Below are 24,389 nucleotides of genomic sequence, written 5' to 3'. Positions count from 1 at the left end.
GGCGTCAGTCCAGGGCATGCGTGGTTCCGTCGTGCTTGGCCGCCAGACGGAGTCACAACCCGCTGATGTCGATCAACTCTTTTCGGGTCAGGCTCTTAGACCTGGCAGATATCGGGGGCAGGCGTATCAGCCAGGACGTCAGCCTCTGGATCGGCTGGATGTTCGTCCCGCGCACTAGCCTTTAGGCCACGAAGCTTGCCCAGGTGACGCCTCATGGTGGTGGAAGCGTCCTCATTCCGACCGGCCAGAACAAGGTCGAGGATCTCGACGTGCTGCAAGCACTGCTCGCGAGATACCTTGCGGTCCAGCGTCTGCCGGTATTCGATGAGGCGACGCAGCCGGTCCACACGGCGCAGGGACTCGATGAGGAAGGCATTGCGGCTGCACTCCATGATGGTCTCGTGCAGGCCGCTGTTCAGTTCGAAGAGCTTGGCGTCTGACACCTCAAAAATGCCGCCATTGACGAGCCAGAGCTGCTCGGTGCGACGCGCCTGAAGAGCAGGGCGATCCAAAGTCCATCGGGGCTCAAGCAGGGCCGCAGGCTCGATCAACTGGCGGAAGCGGTAGCTGTCCTCGTAGGCCTCCAGCGAGGTGAGCACCGGGAGAAAGGTCCATCCATGGCCCGGAAGCCGCTCGATCCAGCCTTCCTGCGTCATGCGCCGCAAGAGACGAGCCAACCGCGCACGGGTCAAGCTGTAACGACGAAGGAACTCGCTCTCGGTGATCCGTTCGGGAAGGCTGCCGGACAAGCGCTCATCCGCGATGCGGCGATAGATAACCTCCTCTTCGTCAGGAGGCTCCTTGAGCAGAGGCCAGGCGTCTGCTGCTGACGGGGCAGCGATCTCATAGCCCCGATCTCCCGGGATCAGAACACCTGCCTGCGCAAGCAACTGAAGGGCACTCCGGACTGGCGAGCGTGAGACTCGGAACTGCTGCGCGAGCTTGCGCTCTGTCACGCGCTGACCTGGTTCCAAGCCGCCGGCGCGTAACTGTTCGACCAACTGATTGGCCAGGCTAAGAGCGAGAGGTGTAGGGGCGGTGACCATGGCACAGCTATAGCAGTTTTTCTTGCTTGCTAAATACCAAGCTGCCGAATAGACGGTATATGTCAATCACAAAAAACCAACCTGGGGGTGGTCTTCAGGAGACGGGAGGAAGAATGCAGCTACTCGTGCTGCCCGGCGATGGCATCGGTCCCGAGATCACGGCGGCGACGTTGCGCGTTCTCGAGATTGTGCAGGTCCGCCTTGGACTAAATCTCCAGATCGAAAGCATGGACATCGGCCTTGCTTCCTTGGCTGCGCAGGGCACGACTCTGCCCGAGGCCGTGATGCGCCGCATTCCCGAGGTGGATGGCGTGGTTTTGGGACCCGTGTCGCATTACGAGTACCCACCCAAGGACAAAGGAGGCCTGAACCCGTCGGGCGAGCTTCGGACCAAGTTCGAGCTCTTCGCCAATATCCGGCCCTGCCGGTCGCTCCCGGACCTGTCGATCCTGCGCAAGCCCATGGACCTCGTGATCGTGCGCGAGAACACCGAAGGCTTCTATTCGGACCGGAACATGTTTGCAGGCACGGGCGAGTTCATGCCCGACCCGGACATGGCTCTGTCGGTCCGCAAGATCACCGCCCGCGCCTCGAACCGTGTGGCCCGCACTGCCTTCGAACTGGCGCGCGGTCGCCGGAAGAAAGTCACGGCGGTTCACAAGGCCAACGTGGTCAAACTGTCGGACGGTCTGTTCCTGCGCGAGGTGAGGAAGGTCGCCCAAGAGTTCCCGGAGGTCCAACTCGAAGAACTGATCGTGGACGCCGCCGCCGCACACCTGATCCGCTCGCCCGACCGTTTCGATGTGATCGTCACGACCAACATGTTCGGCGACATCCTGTCGGACGAGGCGTCCGAGCTTTGCGGAAGCCTTGGTCTCGGTGGCTCCATCAACGCAGGTGAGGCAAACTGCGTCGCTCAGGCGCAACACGGCTCCGCCCCCGACATCGCAGGGCAGGGGGTCGCCAATCCCACATCGCTCATCCTGTCCCTGGCCATGCTGCTGGAATGGCTGGGACAGAAACATGCTGATACTCGACTTTCCGAAGCAGCAGCGATGATCGAGGCGGCCGTCGAGAACACTTTGAGGGACCCGACCGCCCGGACGCGCGACATTGGCGGGGCACTCGGAACCGAAGAGTTCACGGCCCGGATCTGCCAGATGCTGACGCGAGCAGGACAACCGCAGACCGTGACTTGAGGAGAGCCACGACCTGCACGGAATAAGACCTAACTCAAGAGCCAAGAGCAAATCCAAGGGAGGAGACCTCATGCTCAACTTTACACGCCGAACCTTCGCTGTTCTCGCGGCCACGACACTGCTGGTCAGTCCCGTGCTGGCCCAGGAGGCTCCACAGCCGCTTGAATCCCTTTCGCTTCTTGCGCCCTCAAGCGCCGGGTCGGGCTACGACCAGCTTGCCCGCGCGGTCCAGCAGGCCATGACCGACGAAGGACTCGCCTCCAATATCGAGGTGGAGAACGTCGCTGGTGGGGGCGGCACCGTGGGCTTGGCGCAGTTCGTGACCTCGAACCCGCGTGGCCCGGCAGCACTCGTCCTTGGCTTTGCTCTGGTAGGCGGAGTTCTGACCACTCAATCTCCGGTGACGCTGGCCGAAGTAGAGCCTATCGCGCGGCTCATGGGTGAGAACGACGTCATCGTGGTGCCTGCTGACTCGCCTATCCAAGATCTCCAGGGCCTCGCCGAAGCGATCAAGGCCGATCCGGGTGCCGTGTCCTGGGCGGGCGGCTCCATCGGTGGCATCGACCACGTGATCGCGGGTCTGTTCACCAAGGCTGTGGGCGTAGATCCCACGCAGATGAACTTCGTGGTGCATGCCGGTGGCGGGGAGGTGCTGGCCTCGGTCCTGGGCGGGCAGACCAGCGTGGGTATCTCGGGCTACGAAGAATTCGCGCCCCAGATCGAGGCGGGGGAGCTACGGGCGCTTGGCATCTCGGGGCCGGAGCGCATCGAAGGCGTGGACGTGCCCACCTTCCAGGAAGGCGGCGTGGACCTCGCGGTCGTGAACTGGCGCGGAATTGCGGCGCACCCCGCCATGTCGGACGAAGACAAGGCGGCGCTTTCTGCTGCAATCGACGCCATGGTCCAGACTGAGGCTTGGAAAGCCCTGCTCGCCGAACGCGGCTGGACTGACACCTACCTGGCCGGCGACGAGTTCAAGGCGTTCCTCGAAGAGGAGAATGCAAAGGTTGAGCAGTCCCTCAAGGATGCGGGCGTGCTCTGAGCCTTAAAGAGGGAGCGCCGACGGAGCGCTCCTTCGCACTCTAGTGTCCGGAGGAGCTGGATATGTCAGGTTTTCGTCTCGGCGAGGCTATCCTGGGCCTCATCGCCGTCGTGCTTGCGGCCTATATCGCCTGGGGGACGTGGACGGCTCCCGCGATTGCCGCCCGAAGTGTGGTAGGACCAGGCGTATTCCCGGCCCTGATTGCCCTGGGGCTGCTCTGCGTCGGCGCCCGGCTCCTCTATGACGCGCGATCGCATTCCGCACCGGCGGTCGTCATCCCGCAGGTGGACTGGCCGGCCGTCCTGACTGTGGCCGGCAGCCTTCTGGTTTTCGTCCTGCTGCTGGAGCGGCTGGGCTGGATCATCTCGGCTGCATTACTGTTCGTGGCAGTGGCCCGGGCCTTCGGTGAGAGGGCCTGGCTTCGCGACGCCGCCATCGGTCTTGTCCTCGCGTCGCTCGTCTTCCTGACCTTCGACGCCGCCCTTGGGCTGAGCCTGCCCGTCGGCGAGTGGATCGAGCCTGCTCTCGTATTCCTGGGCCTATTGGCCTGACGCCGCTTGGAGCCAGTCACATGGACACCTTTGCCGCACTTCTCCAAGGCTTCGCAGTGGCGCTCACGCCCATCAACCTCTTTTGGTCTCTGGTCGGCGTCACATTGGGCACTGCCATCGGCGTGCTTCCGGGGATCGGGCCGGCGCTGACCATCGCGCTCCTGCTGCCGGTCACCTACGGGTCTGACCCGACGAGCGCCTTCATCATGTTTGCCGGAATCTACTATGGTGCGATGTATGGGGGATCGACGGCTTCGATCCTGCTGAACACGCCCGGCGAGACCGCCTCGATTGTGACGGCTATCGACGGCAACGCCATGGCGCGCAAGGGTAGGGGCGCGCAGGCGCTCGCCACCGCGGCGATTGGCTCGTTCATCGCAGGCACCATAGGCACCTTGGGGCTCACCTTTGCCGCTCCCCTGATGGTCAAGCTCGCGCTCTTATTCGGGCCCGCCGAATATTTCATGCTTATGGTCCTTGCGCTGACAACGGTGACGGCGCTGCTCGGCAGTTCCATCACACGTGGCCTGTTCAGCCTCCTGATCGGCCTAGCGCTCGGCCTCGTAGGGATCGATCTCCAGACCGGGCAGATGCGCTTTACCCTGGGGGTGCGCGAGCTCCTCGACGGCGTGGACATCGTCATTGTAGCCGTCGGACTCTTCGCCGTCGGTGAGACACTCTGGACCGCCGCCCGCCTGCGCTTCGAACCCGAGGAGTTCTCCACCCTTAAAGGCTCCATGTGGATGAGTCGCGAGGATTGGGGCCGCTCTTGGAAGCCTTGGCTCCGAGGAACGGCCATCGGCTTCCCCATCGGCGTCCTGCCCGCCGGGGGCTCGGAGATCCCCACCTTCCTGAGCTATCTGACCGAGAAACGCTTGGCCAAGAACCCGGAGGAGTTCGGGCATGGCGCCATCGAGGCCGTCGCCGGGCCCGAGGCCGCCAACAACGCTTCGGCCGCGGGCGTGCTCGCGCCGCTTCTCGCGCTGGGGCTTCCGACCTCGGCAACTGCGGCGATCATGCTCGCGGCCTTCCAGCAATATGGGATCCAGCCCGGCCCCACGCTCTTCGACAGCCAGCCCGAGCTCGTTTGGGGGCTGATAGCCAGCCTCTACATCGGCAACGTCATGCTCCTGGTCCTCAACCTGCCGCTGGCCGGCGTCTGGGTAAAGCTCCTGCACATCCCGCGTCCCTGGCTCTATGCGGGCATTCTGGTTTTCGCGACCATGGGCGCCTACACGCTCAACAACAACCTGGTCGACGTCTGGGCGCTTTGGATCATCGGCCTCGTGGGCTTTGGGATGCGAGCGCTCGACGTACCAGTGGCCCCCGCCATCGTCGGCCTGATCCTGGGTCCGTTGGCCGAGCAGCAGTTCCGACGGGCACTGGCCATCAGCCAAGGCGACATGAGTGTTTTCGTCACTCATCCGATCGCGCTTGCTCTTTTCCTGATCGCCGTCCTGATCGTGGCCTTGCCCCCGCTCCTCCGGTGGCGTGCCCGCAGGCAGGCGAAAGCTCTCGCCAAATCCGCGCCTTGAAGACGAGATGAGCTCTGTTCAGTACTTCGTTCCGGATTGCCTGGCAGCCTTCGCCACCGGTGTCTTTGCCAGCACGGGCATGTCTGGGGCGCATGCGGCAACGATCGGGACCGATCTCGTCAAGGCCAATCTACGTGGCATCGACTCCCACGGAGTCTCGAGAATTCCGATGTATCTGGAGCGGCTGCGGGCCGGTCTGGTGAATCCTTGCCCGGACATCCGGGTGACCGAGGTGGCGGGCGCGGTCGCGTCGGTAGACGCCGACAATGCCATGGGCTTTATTCCATCCCACATCGCTATGGACGAGGCGTGCCGTCTCGCGGCCAAGGCGGGCATCGGACTGGTCTCCGTCCACCGCTCGACGCATTTCGGCATGGGCGCATTTTATGCCCTTCAGGCTATCGAGGCGGGCTATATCTCCCTGATTTTCACCAACTCGTCGCCCGCCATACCGATGTGGGGCGGCCGCACGACCTTTCTGGGCGCGAGCCCCATCGCGGCCGGCGTCCCCGGAGGCAAGCACCCGCCCTATGTCATGGACATGGCCATGACCGTGATCGCGCGCGGCAAGATCCGTCTGGCCGCCATGCGGGGCGATCCGATCGAGCCGGGCCTCGCGCTCGACGTGGACGGCAACCCAACCACCGACGCGGCCCGCGCCTTTGAGGGCGTGTGCCTGCCCTTCGGCGGCGTGAAGGGTTCCGTGCTGGCCACGCTGATGGACCTTCTCTCCGGCGTGCTCACAGGGGCGAACTTTGGTGGCGACGTGAAGAGTCTCTACTTCGACCACAGCGAGCCACAGAACGTGGGCCACCTGTTCTTCGCCATCAGGCCGGACCTGTTCCTCTCCATGACCGACTTCGAGGCGCGGATGGACACGTTCTACGACCGCATCAAGGCGCTTCCTCGAGCAGCCGGGGTGGAGGAGATCATGATGCCGGGCGAGCCTGAAGCGCGTCGCGAAACCGAGCGGCGTCGCACAGGCATTCCTGTGACCGACAACGTCGTCGCTGATCTGACAGCCGAAGGCGATCGGGTCGGGGTGCCGTTCCCGCAGGCGAGCGTCAGCCCTCTGGATGCGGCCTCATGATCATCCGGACCACGCCACGGTTGTCGGTCCATATTGGCTATCTTTTCACCGATCTGCCTTTGCAGGATCGACTTGAGGCAGCCTCCAACGCAGGCTTCCATGCTGTCGAGCACCCCCAGCCCTTTGCTCTGTCGGCTGCGGAAGTGAAGGCCAAGCTGGATGAGCTTGGCATGAGCTTCAGCCAGCTTTGCGCAGGGGTGGGCGACGCGACCAAGGGCGAGAAGGGGATCGCTGCGCTACCTGGGCGGGAGCACGAGTTCCTGGAGAGCTTGGATCGGTCGCTCGACTATGCCGAGGCCGTGGGCTGCCCCTTCGTCCATCCCATGGCTGGTGTGGTTCCAGATGGCATCACCTCGGAGAGCACAGCCGAGACGTACCGGCGCAACCTCGATGCCGCCGTCGAGCGCGCCCGTGGGCGTCCGGTATCCATCCTCATCGAAGCCATCGGCCACGCGGCCGTGCCGAGCTACCACATGCACCGCCTCGACCAAGCCTTCGCGCTCGCGAGGGAGTACGACAGAGGCGAGGTGTCCGTCCTCCTCGACACCTTTCACGCTGCTGCGAACGGCGAGGACCCTCTGGCGCTGATCCGCTCGCACGCGGATAGGCTGGGCCATGTCCACATCGCCGATCACCCTGGCCGCCACGAGCCGGGCTCTGGTGCCATCAGCTTCGATCCCATCCTCCAAGCGCTCGAAAGCGTCGGCTACGCCGGAGCCATCGGCTTTGAATACATCCCTGCCAGCACCACTCAGGCCGGTCTCGGCTGGATCGGTCCTTGGCGCGAACGGCTCGGGCTTCCTTTTCGGGCCCTCTCCCATACCCAGCTTCAGGATCACTGACATGATCATTTCCATAGATCCCTCCACAGGGACTGAGCTCGCACGTTTTCAGGCGCACTCGTCCGAACAGGTCAATGCCGCGCTGGATGGTGCTGTTTCGGCGCAACGCGAGTGGCGCAGGCGTCCGATCGAGCAGCGCGTCGAGCTGCTGACCGGCATGGCGCGGGCCTTGCGCGACGGCAAGCGCAAGTACGCCGCCCTCATCACCGCCGAGATGGGCAAGCCCATCGTCGAGGCCGAGGCCGAGATCGAGAAGTGCGCCTGGACCTGCGACTTCTACGCCGAGTCCGCTCCACGCTTTCTCGCGGACGAGCGGATCGAGTCCAACGCCACCGAAAGCGCGGTCGTGTTCGACCCCTTGGGCGTCGTGCTGGCGATCATGCCCTGGAACTACCCCTTCTGGCAGTTTTTCCGCTTCGCCGCGCCCGCGCTCGCGGCCGGCAACGGCGCGATCCTCAAGCACGCCAACAACGTGCCCCAGTGCGCGCTGGCCATTGAGCAGGTCATGCGCGAGGCCGGCTGCCCCGAGGGACTGATGCGCACGCTCCTGATCGAGGCTTCCGAGGTCGCAGGCCTCATCGCCGACGACCGCATCGTCGCCGTGACGCTCACCGGCTCCACCCAGGTGGGCAGCATCGTCGCCTCGCAGGCAGGCAAAGCGCTCAAGAAGCAGGTGCTGGAGTTGGGCGGCTCGGACCCGTTCATCGTGCTGGCCGATGCCGACATCGAGGCGGCAGCGACCACGGCCGTGAAGGCGCGCTACATCAACGTGGGCCAGAGCTGCGTCAACGCCAAGCGCTTCATCGTCGAGGACGCCGTGGCCGACCGCTTCGCCGAGGCGTTCAAGGCCAATGTCGCCAAGCTCAAGATGGGTGATCCCATGGAGCGCGACACCAACATTGGCCCTATGGCCCGGGCCAACCTGCGCGACGACCTCCATGGGCAGGTCGAACGCTCCGTGGCCGCAGGCGCTGTGGTTCTGGCCGGCGGTGCGCCGGTTGACGGCCCAGGCTTTTACTATCCCGCCACCATCCTGGACCACGTGCGGCCCGATCACGTCGCGTTCTGCGAAGAGACCTTCGGCCCTGTGGCGGCCATTATCCGCGTCCGCGACGCTGACGAGGCGGTGGACCTGGCCAACCAGACCGAGTTCGGGCTCGGCGCGGCGCTCTGGACCACCAACCTCGACCGCGCCCGAGAACTCGCACGTCGGATCGACGCAGGCGCCGTGTTCATCAACGGCATGGTGGCGTCGGATGCGCGGCTGCCCTTTGGGGGCATCAAGAAGTCGGGCTATGGGCGCGAGTTGGGCTCCTACGGCATCAAGGAGTTCACCAACATCAAGACCGTCTGGATCGGGCCTGCCAAGACGCCGGCTCCTGTCAAGGCCGCCGACTGAAGGAGGCACCCCATGAGCGACACGAACCAAGCCGCCATCCTGCGCCCGTCTGAGCGCCCCACCAACGACCGGGGGGGCGGCGCGAGGACCACGCCTCTGGTGACCCGCGCCTGCGGCTCCACAAGCCTCATCAACGGCATCACCGCCTTCGATCCGGGTGCGGCCATCGGGGTCCACTGGCATAACTGCGAGGAATCGGTGATGGTCATCGAAGGGGAGGCCATCGCCGAGATCGACGGCGTGCCTCATCCGCTCAAGACCGGCGACACGACGTGGCTTCCCGCCAACGTGCCTCACCGCTTCATCAACGCCTCCCAGGAGAAGCCCATGCGCATCTTCTGGACCTATGCCTCCGTCGATGCGACCCGCACCATGGCCGCCACGGGCGAGACGCGCACCATCGACGCCGAACACGGACGAAAAGCATGATCCTTGAGGCCGCAGAGCTGACCGTCACGCCGGGCCGCGAGGCTGACCTCGAAGCCGTCGTGTGTGAGGCCGTGCCCCTGTTCCTAGGCTCGCATGGGTGCCAGGGCGTGCGACTGCACCGGGTGATGGAGACCCCAGGTCTCTACCGCCTGATGGTGGATTGGGAGACGCTGGAGGACCACACTGTCCTCTTCCGAGGCTCGGACGCCTTTGCGCAGTGGCGGGCCTTGGTCTCGCCACACGTTGCCGCGCCCCCGTCGGTGACGCATTCCGAGGAGTCTTTGACGTCCCGCGGAGCCTGACGCCATGGGAGCCACGTGACTTCACCAGTTCCGCGTAAGCACCGTTGCGCTTTAGGGTTTGTGGTTTCGCTCAGGACCGATTTGCCCCTGCCGTCTCCGTTCGGGCCGATGCTGGCCCGCCTGGCGGCACCTGTTGGGCTCCCGTCGAAGGCTTTGGGCCGGTCACTGCCGCCGCCAAACCATTCTGGTCGGATAGCTCGGAACTTCAGTGACGCTGCAGCAGGTCTCGCCTGTGACATTCTCCCTATCGCTGATACCGCATCGGATACGGTTACCGGCCAAAAAGAGGCCCCAGTGGCTCTGCACAGCCAGCGCGTGACCGGGTGATGCCGACGATCCTGAAACCGTGGCCTTGATCGGAACATCGGTCAAGGCCTTGCGGAACTCGGCATGACTTCGGAGCGCTCTGGCCCGACCCCGCGTCCATTCTGGTGGACGGGCTTCTCGGGCTTCCATGGTCGCGGGTGACCCAGCCCTGACGAGTTGCGAGGCCTCGCCCCGCTCTAGCCTTCCTATTGGTCTCTGGTTGCCCAATGTGTGGCAAGGTGCTCATCCTGAATGGCTCGCTCCCGGCGAAGCGATGTCTGGCGGCGCCGTCGGTGGCATCGAACCTTTGTCGAGCAAGGGCATGGAGGCTGAACTTCAAATGATGGTCAGTCATGTTTGGAAGCGGATGCTGCGGCTGGTCAGACCTCGGCTTTGGTGGGACCGGCGGTTATTCGATCAGCCTCCTCGGATCGTTTCCACCCCTTGGCAAGCCTTCCCCCATTCGACAACCGCCCGAAGTCACCTCTTTGCGGTGGGCGACGTTCATGGCTGCGCCGATCTCCTGTTGCTGCTTCTCACCCATCTGTGCGCCCAGCCTCATGCGGACGGGACGATGCGGTCCATCGTGTTCCTGGGCGACCTCGTCGACCGCGGTCCGGGCTCGATCCGTAGCCTCCATCTGGCGCAAGGCTGCGCCGAGCGGTTCGACCAGGCCGTCATCCTGCCGGGCAACCACGAAGCGGCCCTTCTGAAAGCCCTCGATCCGGCCGACGACGGGTCTTCCTTCCGGCTCTGGCTGGAGAAAGGCGGGGATACCGCCCTAAAGGAGATCGGGGCGCAACACCTGCCCGTCCCTGAGCAGCGTGCCGCGGTTCGTGAGGCGCTCCCTGTCGGGACCGAGGAGCAACTCCGTGCGACACCCGGCCATCTCTGGGATGGCGACCTCCTTTTCGTTCATGCCGGGATCGATCCCTACAGCGACCGGACGGCATTTCTGGCCCAAGGTCTTGAGGACGTCACGCCTGGGCTTGATCACTGGAGCACCATCCGCGAGCCCTTCCTGAACTGGCGTGGCGGGTGGGATGGGGGCGGGGCCCCCGGTCCGACCCTTGTGGTCCACGGTCATTCCCCAGTCACCAAGAGCAGGCTCACCGGCTTGGACCGGCTCCTTGCCCGTGCGAACCTGTCAAGGAGCCACGCCCGCATCAACCTCGACCTGGGTTCCACTCGCTCGGGCACGATCGGCGCCCTCGAAGCCGCAGGGGGGCAGTACCGGATCCATGTTGCGCGATACGGGTGATCGGGGCGCGACCCGGTCCCGTTGCCGTGACCGAATGCCCTGACAGGCGAAGCGCCCAGCGAGGGCCAGCAGCCCGCTGCTCCGATCTGTCACGCCAGCATCAATCACGAATGCTGAGGTCCTGCTACTGACCATCCCAAAGTCTTCCGATGCGCCCGCTCGCTCTCTGCCTTCTTCCCATGGCCGCTATCGCGCAGGACGCGACCGGGACCCCCGACAACACGCTGGCCGCACGTCGGCACCCAGCCCGAAGGCATGGCCACCGACGACCGGTCCGGGCACATTTGCGTAGGCGAGGAGGACCGGGGCATCGGACGCTTTCGTCTTTCGCCTTACGGGGGGCACCGAGGCTAACCATAGTCGCCGCGTTCTCCTCGGATTGCTTGCCGCGTGACGATGTGGAGGGGCTCGCCATCCTGGACGGGGCGGTGCGCTACCTGGTGACTTCCGTGAAGGGCTTCCACCGGGCGGCGCTGCTGCGGCTGGTTGCCGAAGTCTCATCCACCTGCGAGGCCCTGCTCGAGATCGCGCCGGCTAGCGTGGACGGCGTCACCGGGATGAACGGCCTCGATGGCATCTTTCAGGTCATAGGACCGGACCATCTTGGCGGGTTCCCGGTGGTCATGGACGACCAGAACGGGGGCTTCACGACCGACTTCAAGCTCATCGCCTGGGATGCCATCGCCCGCCAACTTCCCTGACCGCAGTTGCGGACCGCCGCCTGCCGGACCGCTTTGCACGATGGCCGGGCCGGACGCTCCGGGGGTAAGCGCCCGCCCCGGCAAGTGGCGGGGTCAGCGTCGCAGCGCATAGCGGGTGGTGTTTCACGTCCATGTTACAATTGAGGGTCAAGGGCGACGGGAGTCACGACCCCAACCAACCGGAGACGACCTTGTCCCTGCGACTGACCTGCCTGACTTCCACGATCGCGCTCATGGCCGGAACGGCTTCGGCCGAGTCGGTTTTCAACCGCGTCGCAAGCTTCGCGACCACCGACAACATGGCCGACGGTGGAGACCGCTCCGCCGAAACCTCGGCCGAGATCATCGCGGCTTCGGCCGATGGGATGACGTTGATCTACACCGACAGCCCGTTGGGCGTGGTGGGCATGATCGACATCGCGGACCCCGCAAACCCGCAGCCCAAGGGCAACGTGGCCATGAACGGGGAGCCGACCTCGGTCGCGGTTCTGGGCATGACGGCGTTTGTGGCCGTGAACACTTCAGAGAGCTTCACCGAACCGTCGGGCGTCTTGGTGACCATGGACATGGCCTCGGGGCAGGAGACAGCCCGCTGCGACCTGGGCGGCCAGCCTGACAGCGTGGCGGCGGCCCGGGACGGAAGCTTCTTGGCCATCGCTATCGAGAACGAGCGTGACGAGGACGCCGGCGACGGACGCGTGCCGCAGATGCCGGCTGGCACCTTGGTCCTCCTGCCGCTCGCCGAGGGTGCGGTGGACTGCGCGGGCGTCATCAGGGCGGATCTGACCGGACTGGCCGAAGTGGCCCCCGAGGACCCGGAGCCCGAGTTCGTGGACATCAACGAAGCGGGCGAGATCGTCGTCACGCTGCAAGAGAACAACCACATCGCCGTGCTGGACCGCACGGGCGCGGTGCTGTCTCACTTCTCCGCCGGAGGCGTGGACCTAGAGGGCATCGACACGGCCGAGGATGGCGCGATCGTCATGGACGACAGCACGGCCGGTGTCCCGCGCGAGCCCGACGGTGTGAAGTGGATCGACGACACCCATTTCGCTACAGCCAATGAAGGGGACATGGACGGCGGCAGCCGCGGCTGGACCATCTGGAGCAAGGACGGCCAGGTCGTCTGGGACAGCGGCGCCAGCTTCGAGCACGCCGTCGCCCAGATCGGCCACTACCCCGAGGGCCGGTCGGACTCCAAGGGTGCCGAGCCGGAGTCCATCGGCTTCGCAACATTCGACGGCACGCCGCTGGTCTTCGTCGAATCCGAGCGCGCTTCGGTGGTCGGAGTCTATGACGTCACCGACCCGGTCAACCCGGTCCTCCTCCAGATGCTCCCGTCCGGGGTCGGCCCTGAAGGCCTTGTCGCCATTCCCGAGCGCGGGCTGATCGCCACCTCCAACGAGACCGACCTCGGAGGCGACGCTCTGGCCCGAGCGCATGTGATGCTGTTCCAGCGCTCCGAAGGGGCGCCGGCCTATCCGACGATCACCTCCGAAGGAGCGGGGTCGGACATCGCCTGGGGCGCTCTCTCGGGTCTTGTGGCCGACCCTGATCAGCCTGGGCGGCTCTATGCCGTGAGCGACAGCGCTTACGAGATGGCGCCCACGATCTTCACGATCAACGCGACCCAGACGCCCGCCCGGATCACCGAGGCGATGACCGTGACCCGCAACGGCAGCCCGGCCCAGAAGCTGGATCTCGAGGGCATCGCGCTGGACGGAGAGGGCGGGTTCTGGCTCGCCAACGAGGGGCGCACGGACCGGCTCGTGCCTCATGCGCTCCTCCATGTGGGGGCCGACGGCGCGATTCAGGAGGAGGTGGCCTTCCCACCCGAGCTTCTCGCCGGCGAGACGCGCTTTGGTGCCGAAGGGCTGACCATGGTCGATGGGACGCTCTGGATCGCCATACAGCGCGAGTGGAAGGACGACCCGGAAAACACGGTCAAGCTCGTCGCCTACAAGCCGGAAAACCAGGAATGGGGCGCGGTGCGCTACCAGAAGGCCGAGCCCACCGGCGAAGGCTGGGTCGGCCTGTCCGAGATCGTGGCCCACGGCGACTGGGTCTACCTGATCGAGCGCGACAACCATACGGGCGCGAACGCCGTGACGAAGCTCGTGACCCGTGTTCCCCTGACCGAGATGACGCCCGCTCCGCTGGGCGGCGACCTCCCGACCGTCACGCGCGAGGTCGTGCGCGACCTCATCCCCGACCTGCGGTCGAGCGGCGGCTTTGTCCTGGAGAAGGTCGAGGGCATGGCGATCGCCCCCGACGGCACGGCTTGGCTGGTCACAGACAACGACGGCGTGGACGACAGCACGGGCGAGACCCAGTTCTGGAGCATCGGCTCCGTCGATTAGTAGTCGGCGGCACTGATGCGAGGGCCCGTCCAGCAGGCCGGGCCCCTTTCATGGACCTGTTGCATGTCCCACCGTCACGACCTGATCCAGCCGCTGTTCAGGGCCGGTGCTTGGGTCGCAAAGATTGGTCGATGCCGGGCTTTGAACTCGTGTCCAAGGCGCGCGGTCGGCAGTAGGCTGGGCGAGAGGGCATAAGTCTCAGCACGCAGGTAGGACATCATCGCCTTGGCATCCGATCCAAAGGCGGCCAGCCGTTCGCGCGGGACCGGACTGCCGACGACGATGCGGACATCAGTACCCACCCGTGTCCGAAACTCGCGGATGAGCAAACCATGCCGCAGCGTGGTGTCCAGGTGGCTTGCGACTTGGAAGAGCCGCGAGCTGTGCCCGTCGAAGAAGATCGGCACGACCGTAGCCCGCGGCCGCAGGATGATCTTGGCCGTGAAGCTGCGCCAGACCAAATCGAGCGGCAGATCGAAAGGCGTGACGGCGGTGGAGACGGTGCCCTCTGGAAAGATGCCGATGGCGCCGGCTTACCTCAGATACTCCAACGCGTCGGCCCGGGTGGCCAAGTTCCTCGCCGCGGCCTCCTTGTTGTCGTCGAAGCTGATCGGGAGCAGGATGCGCTGGAGATCCAGCGCGCGCTCGAAGATGCGGTGCGCCATGATCTTGAAATCGCCTGAGCGGCGGGCGGACAGGATGCGCCCCAAGGTAAAACCATCAAGGATGCCATAGGGGTGGTTGGCGACCACAACCGACGGCCCCTGCGCGGGGATGCTGTTCAAGCTGCCGCCGATGACATCCAGGCCGATGCCGTATCACGTCCCAGAAGTCGCGGCCGGCGGCGACCTCCTCCTCGTAGCCCCGAGCCCGACGGATCAGGCCGATGCGGCCGGTGGCGTTCTCAAGTAGACGCACCACGGCACGGCAGGGACGAGTGCCTGCGGTGCTGGCATAGCTGACTTCTCGCGCGAAGCGGGCTGTGACAGGCATGCGTTCATCTAGGCTGATCCACCTTGCATGTGGCAGCGGAGTGCAACGGGTCGAAGACGTTCGAAGCCGGAGGAGGACCGGGCACGTAGCAATACGCCGCAAAGCGGGGCTCGCAAGCTGCAATGGCGCGTGGCCGTGAATAGACTCCTGTGGATGGATGCCGTCTGTCACAGAACGGCAAAACTGCGCTGCTATCTGACCGCAGAGCCGGCCGAGCATGGGGTCGGGCGCTTCCGAGGCGAACTACGGAGGTCACACACGATGTATCTGCACAATCCAACCAGTCAGGCGCATCTCGAGGATCTCAGGGCTCGCCTGCGGGCCCAGATCAGTTGTACGCACCGTGATGCCCAGGATCCCACGTCACCGCACGATGTGGTCAATCGGCTCGTCGGAGTCGTGCACCGCATGGACAAGGGCCTGATCACCGCAAGGGACGCCTTGGAGATCTACCGGAGTCACCAGATCTCCGGCTTCAGCTTGGGACGGTGGCTCGTCGAGATGGTCGACGAAGGAGTCTATCTCGATGAGATCTTCGATGAGGCGGCTTAGGTCGGACGCTGGATCGGACACCTGCTGGTGCGTCGGTCCATGGATGCCATCGTCAGGTCGCCTCTAGCCCGGCAGCCTTTCATCCATCCAGCCTGATCAACCTGTTGGAGCCGGTGTCGGCAAGCCGGCAACTGCACCAGCGAGGACCCGATCAGCCTGAACGTCATCACAGCGACGTTCCTCTGTCATCGCCTTGTTCAGGAACTCGGCTAAGGCGCCATCAGCCTTGGCCTGGGCAGGAGGACAGGATGCCGATCCTCGCCGTGCGCGATAGCGCTCTGCCGGGCACGACCGATCTGCCCTGCGTGCTGGCGCGCCTGCCTAGCCGGGCGCCTGTGGTCGTGATGATTCATGGCTTTGGCTTTGACCCATTTGACCCCCAAAGCGACCCGCACCTACATATTCTGGGCCTGGATCCGGACAGACGGCGGTGGGGGGCCGTTTCCTGGCCGCGGCGGCTGGACCTTGCCGGCGACAGGGGCCTCGGCGTGGCGTGGGGCTGGCCCAGCACAGGGACGATCTGGCAGGCCAACGCCCAGGCTGCAGCACAAGGAAAGAAGCTGGCCCGCTTCATAGGGATACTTCGTGCCTTGGACGGGCAACGCCCTGTGCATGTCATCGCCCATTCGCTGGGCGCGCGCGTCGCGTACTCGGCCTTGACCGACCTTGGGCCGAACGATGTCCAAAGGGTGGTCCTGATCGCCCCGGCCCTTTCCTTGGCCGAAGCTCGCGCCGCGTGCCGGTCGCCCGCTGGCCGGATGGCCATGTTCGTGAACGTGACTGGACGGGAGAACCGCCTCTTCGATGCGCTGCTACTTGCGGCTTTGCCGTATCGTGGTCGTAGGCTCGCCCGCAGGTCGATCTGCGACGACAATTGGCTGGATCTGGCCCTGGACGACCCAGACGTCCTCGGGACTCTGAGACAGTGGGGCTGGCGGATCCGACCGGCGCGCGTCCGGATCTGTCACTGGTCCGGCTATCTGCGGCCCGGGGTCTGGAGGCTCTACCAAGACCTTCTGCTACGGCCCGATGAGACCCCATTGTCCTGTCTGAGGACCGCCACCTCCGGACCGAGGGGCCCCAAAGGACTGCGCTCTGTCTCCCTCCAACGCTTGAAGGCACTGGTCAGGCGAGGCGTTCCATCCTGACGGTCGAACGCCGCCCTGCCTCCGCGGCCTAGGCCTTACCTTGTCCGATCCGACGAACTCGGTAGGAACCGTTCAACCCGGAGCTTTCCGAGAGAACTGCTGGCGTCGGTGGCTACGCCGTGACGAGTTTGGGCGTCCCTGCGGCCAATCCCGGCCGATGCTTGCCTGCGAGCTTTCCCTAGCCCGTCCGGCTTCTAGATGCCCCATCATGCCGCAGCGCAGCATCCCTCCACGCGTCCTTGACGACGCCGCGTTTCCCCTCCGGGTGAAGCTGCACGTGCCTGCGCTGGGTCTGGGGCCGGTGCTGATCGAAATCCTGCGCTGGTTGCGCAGCGAGGTGGGCGAAGCCAACTTCGCTCACCACGAGGCGGACTCCCTCGAAACCGAGGCGCTGGCCGTCTACTTCCGGCGGTCGGATCACCTTCTGAGCTTCCTCCAAGCCTTTCCCGACCTACAACTGGCGGATGAGACGAACTCGCCCGGGTACCGCAACCCAAAGACGCTCAGGAGACTGCAGGGGCAGCGCGTCCGAGGGGCGTTCAGTAGTTCGGGCTAGCAACGTCTCGCTTTCGTGCGCGCCGCCTGGTCGCCCTTACTGACCATCTCGGGTGACGTATCAGCCCACAATGGAGCGACAAGCATGACGGACATGGTCATGTTTGCGGCCTTTGTGTTCATGCGCTGGGCCGCTTGGAATCTGGGGCGGCCAAAGGTCGTCCTGTTGGCCCGCATCGACCGTCCGTTCAGCATGTCTCAATTTTTGACGAGCGCTGGCCCCGGGCGACGCTGGAGCGCGCAAGCGAAACGGCCTATGAGGCACGCGTGAACAACCAATTCGAGTAAAACATGCTGGACTACGACATTGCGGGCTCCTCCCCAGCTGCGGAGCGTCTCGTGCAGGCTGTCGTCCGTGTGCTGCAGGACGTGTACTCCCAAACCCCAGGCCCCAAGCCGGATCAGCAGGATCAGTTCGCCTTCGATGTTCTCTTGAATGCCCTCTGCTCGGTGCTGGAGAACATCCGCGCCAAGTCGCCGGATGAGTACCGGACCTATCTTGGCATGTCGCTTACGACCTTGAAGGGCGATTGAGGGGGTCAGGAGGGGAGCGCGGCTTGATGCCATCTTTGCGCCTTGTGTCACACGAGCGTCAAACACTGTCGGTAGGCAGCCCACAGAACGTAAGCCCTGCCATGCGGTTAAGCCGTGCGGGTGCCCAGCAGCCCAGCAAGAGACCCGTCAGACGGGATCACAAGGATTTTGAGGACGCTTCTGATGATGCGGCGCTTATTTCGCGACCCTTGCGTTGGGAGCCGCTTGGTGCCGGGTTTCTGTGTCGGAGCTGGTCAGCCGGCCATCTACAATGAGCCTATGGCCCTGCACAGGCAAAGCCGACCAGCGTGCCGGCGAAGGAGCATGCTCCCCTTCGGCAAGACATGAACCTTGCCAGAGCTTTCCCCTGCGCGAGGGCAGAGGCTTTCAGGAGCCGCGTCGACCGAAGGGCGGCGAACGGCCCCGCCGCCACCACACTTTTCCTGGCGGAGGAGACCGGGGAGGGCTGGTGGGAGGTGGAGGGGTCCTTGGACCTGTGCTTCGCGCCGGGACTGGGGGTGCTATCCTCCTGTTGCCTCCAGGACGGCGTGACGCCCGTCGCTGCCCTGTGTCGCGTGGCACGGGACGGGCAGGGGACCCTGACCGGAGTGATCCGCAACTGGCCCGTCCACATCGACCAGGGCTCGGATCGGAGGTGGGCCTTGCTCCTCGGCCCGCTGCCGGTGCATCTCACCCACCAGGGCGACGGGCTGGCGCCATGCTGACTCTGCTAGTCATCGAGCGCGCGCGAGGAGGGCTGGAGCCTGGTACTGCTGGCGGAGAACCTGCGCTACTGCCGCCGCTTCGGGCTTCAGAAGCTCGACGGTGTGGTCATGCCGCCTCTCACCAACCCCGATCGCATCCTGGGCCTTGCGCTGCTCGAGGGCGCCAGGGAAGGACTGGAGGCACCGTCATCCGCCACCTTACCCAAGGTCCGGCCGTCGGGGTCGTCCATGATCCGAACCAACTCGTGCCCATCAAACCTGATTGCCCCCGGAGCCTCTCATGCCTGACCGCCGTGCCCTTGCCGATCTCTGGAAGGGCAAGCCCGAGGACTGGCTTCTTGATGAGTTGGCCGAGGCAGCGGACGGAGCCGACGACGATCCGGAGTTGGAGTTGGATGACGCGGTCCTGTCGCGGCGCATCGCGGAACTCTACCGGCGCGCCCACCCCGACGAACTGCCGGGATCGATCTACTTTCCCGAGCTTCTGCGCCTGCAAGCCGAGCTGATCAAGCTGCAGGACTGGGTGGTGGCCAACAAGGAGAAGGTCGTCATCCTGTTCGAGGGCCGCGACAGCGCGGGCAAAGGGGGCGTGATCAAGCGCATCACCCAGCGCCTGAACCCCCGCGTGGTGCGCACCGTGGCGCTGCCCGCCCCCTCGGACCGCGAGCGGACGCAGTGGTACTTCCAGCGCTACGTGCCGCACCTGCCCGCAGGCGGCGAGATCGTGCTCTTTGACCGCTCATGGTACAACCGCGCCGGCGTGGAGCGCGTGATGGGCTTCGCTTCCGAGGATCAGGTCGAGGAGTTCTTCCGCGACGTGCCCGAGTTCGAGCGCATGCTGGTCCGATCGGGCATCCGGGTCGTGAAGTACTGGTTCTCGATCACCGACCAGGAGCAGCAACTGCGCTTCCTCGTGCGCATCCACGATCCTTTGAAGCAGTGGAAGCTTTCGCCCATGGACCTGCAGTCCCGCGTCCGCTGGGAGGACTACACCAAGGCCAAGGAGGACATGTTTGCCCGCACCAACATCCCCGAGGCGCCCTGGTACATCGTGGAGGGCAACGACAAGAAGCGAGCGCGCCTCAACTGCATCTCCCACCTGCTGACCCTGATCCCCTACGGAGAGGTCACCCACGAGGAGATCGCGCTGCCCGAGCGCGTCTACAACGCAGACTACGAGCGCGCCGTGCTGCCCCGCGAGTTGTACGTGCCGGAGCGGTACCCACGTCCGACAGGGGTGGTCTCCAATCCCAGACCCATGGCCGGCGCTCTTGAACCGTTAGGAGAGCAACAGGCCCCGAGGGAAGAGCCGGAAGTGCCCGCAGAGCTTGTCCGCCTCGTGGCCGAGCGCAATCCGGCGCTCGGTCCCTCCGAGGCCCTGTCCAATCCTCCGCCGGGCAAGTCGGCCTCCCGGAAAGGCTGGCGGGCCCGCCTCCGGTCGATCCTCAAGAGCTGAGCCGCATCAGGCCGCGTGGCTTGCCTGAGGCTCGGAAGGGGCCAACGGGGAGGGCTCAGCCTTAAGACGACGACGCACCAAGACTTCTTTGACGATCTCGGCCCCAATGGAGGCGGCCAGAACTCCGCTGTGCACGTCGCAGTCGTCAAGGACGCGGCAGGCGATGCGGGTTGCCCTCTCGTAATCGGCGCAGTCGCCGCAGGTCTTGGCGCCTTGCGGAACCACCTCTCGGCAGGTTCGGCACTGGTCCATGATTACGTCTCCGGCTGATGATGGATCAGGCCTGAGCACTACATGTAACGGGCCGATGACGACGGTCGCTCCGAGCTCATCCTCACGGACGTTTGTATCGGGCGCGTGAAGAGTTGAGCCAGGCTCGTGAAGCCGATCGGCCCTGTGGTCGCCCTCGGTCAACGGGTCAGCCTCCGTTCAGGGCACCGCGTTTCCGGTCCTCTTCGATCTGGCGGTCTCTGCCAAGTCCGGCTCGCGCAAATCGAGCACTCCTCTCGAACGCCTCGCGGACCATGCCCGTCACGTCCTTCATTCGGCTTTGCCCGGCAGCAGACAGCCCGGTGGCCAGCACGGCGCCACCGGCTAGCACCTTGACCGCCATCCTTCGGGCCGCCCGCCCGCTCTCCGTGCGAACTGGGGCATCGGACCGGGACCCGCGGATGGCCCGCCTCTGTCCGGCCCTGCACCGCGTCGAATCCGGTTTCATGTCACCGAACCGTCAGGGATTTGTCAGGGAGTTGTGATAGCAGGCCTGTAGCAGCCCGCCAACCGAGCCGCTCCGCCTTGGACTGGCCGGCAAGACCAGGGGTGCAGATCTCATGTCCGACGTGGTCTCCTTCAGCAGGCGCTCTCCGGAAGAGCGGGCAGTCTCGGCACTCCGGTTCCAGCCGGCATCACTGGTGCGCTGGTGGGCGGCGCGCCAGGACAAGCGCCGTTCGTCCCGCCAACTGCGGGATCTGCCGCCTTACCTGCTGGACGACATCGGCCTATTGCAGGCGACCGAGCATCTTGAGCGGCGCTGACCGGGTGGGGTGCAATCCAGCCTCACTCACCCTCCCTCCGGGTCCAAACCGAGCCCAGTGCCATGTCCGACAGGAACGCTGAGAATGGCGGTCATCGCCGACTTCACGGTTCATCAAGCCCGCCGCCTCTCGCGAGCCTTTCAGCTGGCCTATGACGAACATGCCCAGCGGATGCGGTTGCTGGCCATGACGCCCTTGGGGCTGACCTGCCAGTGCGATGGCGACTATATCCTTATGGACATTGCAGCCTGCATGAGTATCGCCTTGTCGTTGCCCCGGCTCGGCCTGACCGCGCGTGTCCTTCGCCGACTGAAGGCCGAGGACGCGCGCGCTTACCGCCAATTGCAAGTCGCCGCACTGGCCTATGCTGGCTCTGCCGACCTTCGCGCGGAGCTGGGCCACATCGCCGTCGTCCCATTCCAGTGGTTGCAGGCGCTGTTCGCCGAGTTGGCCCGGGACGAGCCAGCCTTGGGCGCAATAGGTGCATCCGTTCGCCCCTGGACGGCCTGAGAAGGACGAACCCGGCGGACAGACAGCGGTGCCGTGATCTGAAATGTCCCTGCAAAGCCCTTACCTGACCCGAGGTGCCAGTGCGCAAGACTACCACTCATTCGGGGTTCCCGAATGTGGGGTGCTAATGGGAGAAGTCCCGTCTCGGGAATCCAGGTGAGGGCGGGACTTGGTCGTCACATCCCTCGGCCAAACGCATCTGCCTATGGACGTGATCTGCAAGTCTCATCCGTCATCCGCTCCGGAACACAACCCGCGGGCCTTTCGCCCCAGGACAGGGTAGCCGTGTCCGAACAGGCCATCTCGTTGCGGGCCACGGTCCCACTGTAGCCAGTGTGCAGGCCATGAGACCTACCGGTGCGCTGAGCTGGATCTTGCGCTTGCAACCACTCCGCCTTTGTAGACCTGATCGGCCATCCCAGCTGGCACGCACGATAATGGCAATCGGGTTCAGCAGAACGCGGCTTGCAGGTAAGGTTCAGAAGACCTGACGTTGCCCCTCCTCTCGGGCGGGCACACTGCGAATGGAGTTAGGCCCCGACAATGGAGCCTACTGGGGATGTCCAGCATACGAACGTACTGCCATGCGGAATGTGATCGGCTCGCGCTGGATCTTGGCAATACTCTCATACTCCGTGGTGCTGCCGGGGCAGTAGCGGGCGCGGCACGGCAAGCCGCGCGCGACGGCTTGCTGTTGGCCTGGACCGCGTCTGCGGTGTCCGCGGTTACTCAGAAGGACGATCCGGCCCAGGTCCCGGCTTCCCGGGTCCACCTGGCACGATCAGGCGCACCGGGCATCAGGGAGCGTCCACAAATCACCCGACCATGTGGTTGGGGCGCTCCTTCGACCTCAGGCCGGCTGGCCTCCACCCCCTGTTGCGCCGAAGATCTGCCCCGTCGAGTAGCTGAGGGCCGGGTCGACCGCAGCCACGTAAAGCCCCGCGATCTCGGCAGGCTGGCCAGGACGGCCAAGCGGGGTTTGGGAGCCGAAGGTGACCAGTTTCTCGGGCAGGGCGCCACCCGACACCTGTAGCGGGGTCCAGAATGGCCCAGGCGCCACCGCGTTCACGCGGATGCCGCGCGGCGCGAGGCTCTTGGCGAGCCCTTTGGCGAAGTTCAGTACCGCAGCGCGCGTCATGGCGTAATGCAGGATCTCGGGCGATGGATTGGCCGCCTGTTCGGACGAGGTGAACACGATCGCGCTGCCTTGGCCCATGAGCGGGACCGCTGCCTGGGTGAGCCAGAAGGGGGCGTAGACGTTGGTCTTGAAATGGGCGTCGAACTCCTCGGGCGAGATCTCCTCAAAGGTGGCTAGCGCCTGCTGGCGGGCGGCGTTGTTGACGAGGATGTCGAGGCCGCCCAACTCGCGCGCTGCGTCCTCCACCAACTGGCGGCAAAACGCCTCGTCGCGCAGGTCGCCGGGCATGGAAATGACGGTGTGGCCTTCGCTGGTCAGGAGGTCGCGGACCTCGGCAGCGTCGGGCTCCTCCTCCGGAAGGTGGTTGATCACCACCGCGGCGCCTTCGCGCGCGTAGGCGATGGCGGCTGCCCGCCCGATTCCGCTGTCGCCACCGGTGATGAGCGCGCGCTTGCCCGCAAGCCGGCCCGAGCCGCGATAGCTCTCTTCGCCATGGTCGGGTCGCGGCTCCATGCGCGACGCGAGGCCCGGCCAGGGCTGGCTTTGCTCGGGGAAGGGCGGCTTCGGGTAGTTGGCTGCGCGCGGCGCGGTCGGCGCGCCCGGGGCGTTCTGCTCCTGTGCCCGGGCGGGTCCAGCCGCTGTGGCCGCAGCGCCTGCAGCCAGCGCAACGCCTGCCGTGGTAACGAACGCACGTCGTGAGGTGTCAATGTCGTCCATGGGCTACCTGCCTCTCCATCTCGCGGCCTTTGACGCCGGCTTTATGTTCGGCTTAATCGAGGATAGGCGTGACGGTTCCCTGGCGGTCGTGCTGGCGGGCGGGAGCCGGCGGACAGGCGCCGGCCTTGGCTCCCTCACTCCTGCGGCGGGCTTGCCCGAACTGAGTGGTTTCCAAGTTGGCGCGCAGGGTCAGAATCCTTGCTTCAGGCGCTTCGACGAACGTCAGGAATCGTTCACAACCAGTGACCATCGATTTCACGGTCTCCGCCCGGTCCGAGGGCCCTCGCCTCGTTCCCGTAGTCGGCTAGTACCATCTGAATCGTGTCACCCTGAAGGAGGGTGGCACTACCACCTCCGGTATCGGATGCATCAACCTCTCATGATCGCCTCTGATCCCAGCCTTGACGCCGACGCGCAGACAGTCGACATCGGATCCCCTTTTGAGGAGTCGCTCGCGACGGATCAAAAGCCCTGAACCGTGGCGCATGGAAGGGCAGCGGCGGTGTTCGACGCTCTGTGCGTCGCTCGCCGAAACCGTCTGACGTCAGAGGCCTGCTGGATCGGTAAGGTCCTGCCCAGGCCTAGCGGCTGGATCGGCCTAGGTCCCTAGGGCCAAAGCGGGCACTTCCATCTCCTTGCACCGGGCCGCAATTGCTACAATGGCTCGGGTCGATTGGCGCCGGCAGCGTGCTGGAATTCTGATTCTTCGTTCAGCGACAGTGTGATCGGCAGAAATGGCCTCGTTAAGGCAGGGCTAGCACGACGTCGATCTGGCGCGGTCGCAAAGGTGGGATGACCCGTCGATAGGTGGATCTTGCCCATCGCAGAAGGATGGGCGACCGCCGGCACCCGAAGATCAACAAGACAGCTTGCAGCGTCGCGAGTCGAGCGTCCGCGCAAGGTTGAACGACCCCTCGTTTCCACAGGTTCAGCCCACAAGCCTTGTAGACTTGACTGCTGATGG

The 24,389-nt window shown here is 65.1% G+C and carries 21 protein-coding genes and 2 pseudogenes; 20 read left to right on the top strand and 3 right to left on the bottom strand.

Going from position 1 to position 24,389, the window contains the following annotated elements; genetic code table 11:
* Positions 1–95: 95 nt before the first annotated feature.
* A complete protein-coding gene (locus FHG66_RS08665; protein WP_139076346.1) occupies positions 96–1,046 on the bottom strand; it encodes a GntR family transcriptional regulator in 951 nt (316 codons plus the stop codon).
* 113 nt (positions 1,047–1,159) lie between these two features.
* On the opposite strand from FHG66_RS08665, the gene FHG66_RS08660 reads away from it, so the two are divergent.
* The 12 genes from FHG66_RS08660 (at position 1,160) to FHG66_RS08605 (ending at position 14,063) form a co-directional block, all read left to right on the top strand.
* Positions 1,160–2,245: an isocitrate/isopropylmalate dehydrogenase family protein gene (locus FHG66_RS08660; protein ID WP_139076345.1), complete on the top strand. Its 1,086-nt coding sequence runs from the start codon at positions 1,160–1,162 to the stop codon at positions 2,243–2,245.
* Between the two features lie 70 nt (positions 2,246–2,315).
* Entirely contained in the window at positions 2,316–3,287 is a 972-nt protein-coding gene (locus tag FHG66_RS08655; protein WP_139076344.1) for a Bug family tripartite tricarboxylate transporter substrate binding protein, read from the top strand.
* A gap of 62 nt (positions 3,288–3,349) precedes the next feature.
* Positions 3,350–3,838, top strand: a complete 489-nt coding sequence (locus FHG66_RS08650) for a tripartite tricarboxylate transporter TctB family protein (protein WP_139076343.1) — start codon at positions 3,350–3,352, stop codon at positions 3,836–3,838.
* Positions 3,839–3,858: 20 nt separating this feature from the next.
* Positions 3,859–5,373, top strand: a complete 1,515-nt coding sequence (locus tag FHG66_RS08645) for a tripartite tricarboxylate transporter permease (RefSeq protein WP_139076342.1) — start codon at positions 3,859–3,861, stop codon at positions 5,371–5,373.
* Positions 5,374–5,380: 7 nt separating this feature from the next.
* Positions 5,381–6,463 carry an Ldh family oxidoreductase gene (locus tag FHG66_RS08640; RefSeq protein WP_139076341.1) on the top strand — a complete coding sequence of 361 codons (1,083 nt, stop codon included), beginning with the start codon at positions 5,381–5,383 and terminating at the stop codon, positions 6,461–6,463.
* Complete coding sequence (locus FHG66_RS08635; RefSeq protein ID WP_139076340.1) at positions 6,460–7,305, top strand: hydroxypyruvate isomerase family protein; 846 nt, start codon at positions 6,460–6,462, stop codon at positions 7,303–7,305. The genes FHG66_RS08640 and FHG66_RS08635 overlap by 4 nt, the downstream gene beginning before the upstream one ends.
* Position 7,306: 1 nt before the next feature.
* The gene (locus tag FHG66_RS08630; RefSeq protein WP_139076339.1) at positions 7,307–8,704 is read left to right on the top strand and encodes an NAD-dependent succinate-semialdehyde dehydrogenase; all 1,398 of its coding nucleotides are present in this window, start codon (positions 7,307–7,309) and stop codon (positions 8,702–8,704) included.
* Between the two features lie 12 nt (positions 8,705–8,716).
* Positions 8,717–9,133 (top strand): cupin domain-containing protein, encoded by a 417-nt coding sequence (locus tag FHG66_RS08625; protein ID WP_139076338.1) that lies wholly within the window; start codon positions 8,717–8,719, stop codon positions 9,131–9,133.
* Positions 9,130–9,435 (top strand): antibiotic biosynthesis monooxygenase family protein, encoded by a 306-nt coding sequence (locus tag FHG66_RS08620; RefSeq protein WP_139076337.1) that lies wholly within the window; start codon positions 9,130–9,132, stop codon positions 9,433–9,435. The genes FHG66_RS08625 and FHG66_RS08620 overlap by 4 nt, the downstream gene beginning before the upstream one ends.
* Before the next feature lie 454 nt (positions 9,436–9,889).
* Positions 9,890–11,002, top strand: coding sequence for a metallophosphoesterase (locus tag FHG66_RS08615; RefSeq protein WP_139076336.1), 1,113 nt, complete (start codon positions 9,890–9,892; stop codon positions 11,000–11,002).
* A 383-nt stretch (positions 11,003–11,385) separates the two neighbouring features.
* Positions 11,386–11,703 (top strand): phytase, encoded by a 318-nt coding sequence (locus FHG66_RS08610; RefSeq protein WP_139076335.1) that lies wholly within the window; start codon positions 11,386–11,388, stop codon positions 11,701–11,703.
* A 191-nt stretch (positions 11,704–11,894) separates the two neighbouring features.
* Positions 11,895–14,063, top strand: coding sequence for an esterase-like activity of phytase family protein (locus FHG66_RS08605; protein ID WP_176556171.1), 2,169 nt, complete (start codon positions 11,895–11,897; stop codon positions 14,061–14,063).
* A 74-nt stretch (positions 14,064–14,137) separates the two neighbouring features.
* Here FHG66_RS08605 and FHG66_RS08600 read toward each other — a convergent pair.
* Positions 14,138–15,056 (bottom strand): annotated as a pseudogene (locus tag FHG66_RS08600) (lysophospholipid acyltransferase family protein).
* Between the two features lie 261 nt (positions 15,057–15,317).
* Between FHG66_RS08600 and FHG66_RS08595 the strand changes: the two are divergent.
* The 8 genes and pseudogenes from FHG66_RS08595 to FHG66_RS08560 all read left to right on the top strand — a co-directional run bounded on the left by FHG66_RS08595 (position 15,318) and on the right by FHG66_RS08560 (position 21,570).
* Complete coding sequence (locus tag FHG66_RS08595; protein ID WP_139076333.1) at positions 15,318–15,608, top strand: hypothetical protein; 291 nt, start codon at positions 15,318–15,320, stop codon at positions 15,606–15,608.
* A gap of 248 nt (positions 15,609–15,856) precedes the next feature.
* Positions 15,857–16,756 (top strand): alpha/beta fold hydrolase, encoded by a 900-nt coding sequence (locus FHG66_RS08590; protein ID WP_139076332.1) that lies wholly within the window; start codon positions 15,857–15,859, stop codon positions 16,754–16,756.
* A gap of 208 nt (positions 16,757–16,964) precedes the next feature.
* Entirely contained in the window at positions 16,965–17,312 is a 348-nt protein-coding gene (locus tag FHG66_RS08585; protein WP_139076331.1) for a hypothetical protein, read from the top strand.
* A 290-nt stretch (positions 17,313–17,602) separates the two neighbouring features.
* A complete protein-coding gene (locus FHG66_RS08580) occupies positions 17,603–17,845 on the top strand; it encodes a hypothetical protein (RefSeq protein WP_139076330.1) in 243 nt (80 codons plus the stop codon).
* A 488-nt stretch (positions 17,846–18,333) separates the two neighbouring features.
* Complete coding sequence (locus FHG66_RS22750) at positions 18,334–18,570, top strand: hypothetical protein (protein WP_342777484.1); 237 nt, start codon at positions 18,334–18,336, stop codon at positions 18,568–18,570.
* A 280-nt stretch (positions 18,571–18,850) separates the two neighbouring features.
* A pseudogene (gene ppk2 / locus FHG66_RS08570) lies at positions 18,851–19,792 on the top strand (polyphosphate kinase 2); the annotation flags it as partial.
* 1,064 nt (positions 19,793–20,856) lie between these two features.
* Entirely contained in the window at positions 20,857–21,060 is a 204-nt protein-coding gene (locus FHG66_RS08565) for a YjiS-like domain-containing protein (protein WP_139076329.1), read from the top strand.
* A gap of 84 nt (positions 21,061–21,144) precedes the next feature.
* Positions 21,145–21,570 (top strand): hypothetical protein, encoded by a 426-nt coding sequence (locus FHG66_RS08560; protein WP_139076328.1) that lies wholly within the window; start codon positions 21,145–21,147, stop codon positions 21,568–21,570.
* A gap of 850 nt (positions 21,571–22,420) precedes the next feature.
* On the opposite strand, the gene FHG66_RS08555 is transcribed toward FHG66_RS08560, so the two are convergent.
* Positions 22,421–23,425 carry an SDR family oxidoreductase gene (locus FHG66_RS08555; protein ID WP_139076327.1) on the bottom strand — a complete coding sequence of 335 codons (1,005 nt, stop codon included), beginning with the start codon at positions 23,423–23,425 and terminating at the stop codon, positions 22,421–22,423.
* Positions 23,426–24,389: the final 964 nt, after the last annotated feature.

The organism is Rubellimicrobium rubrum, assembly GCF_006152115.1.
Classification (GTDB): Bacteria; Pseudomonadota; Alphaproteobacteria; order Rhodobacterales; family Rhodobacteraceae; genus Rubellimicrobium; species Rubellimicrobium rubrum.
Note: the sequence above shows the minus strand (reverse complement) of the source record. Positions and strands in the feature narration are given on the sequence as shown.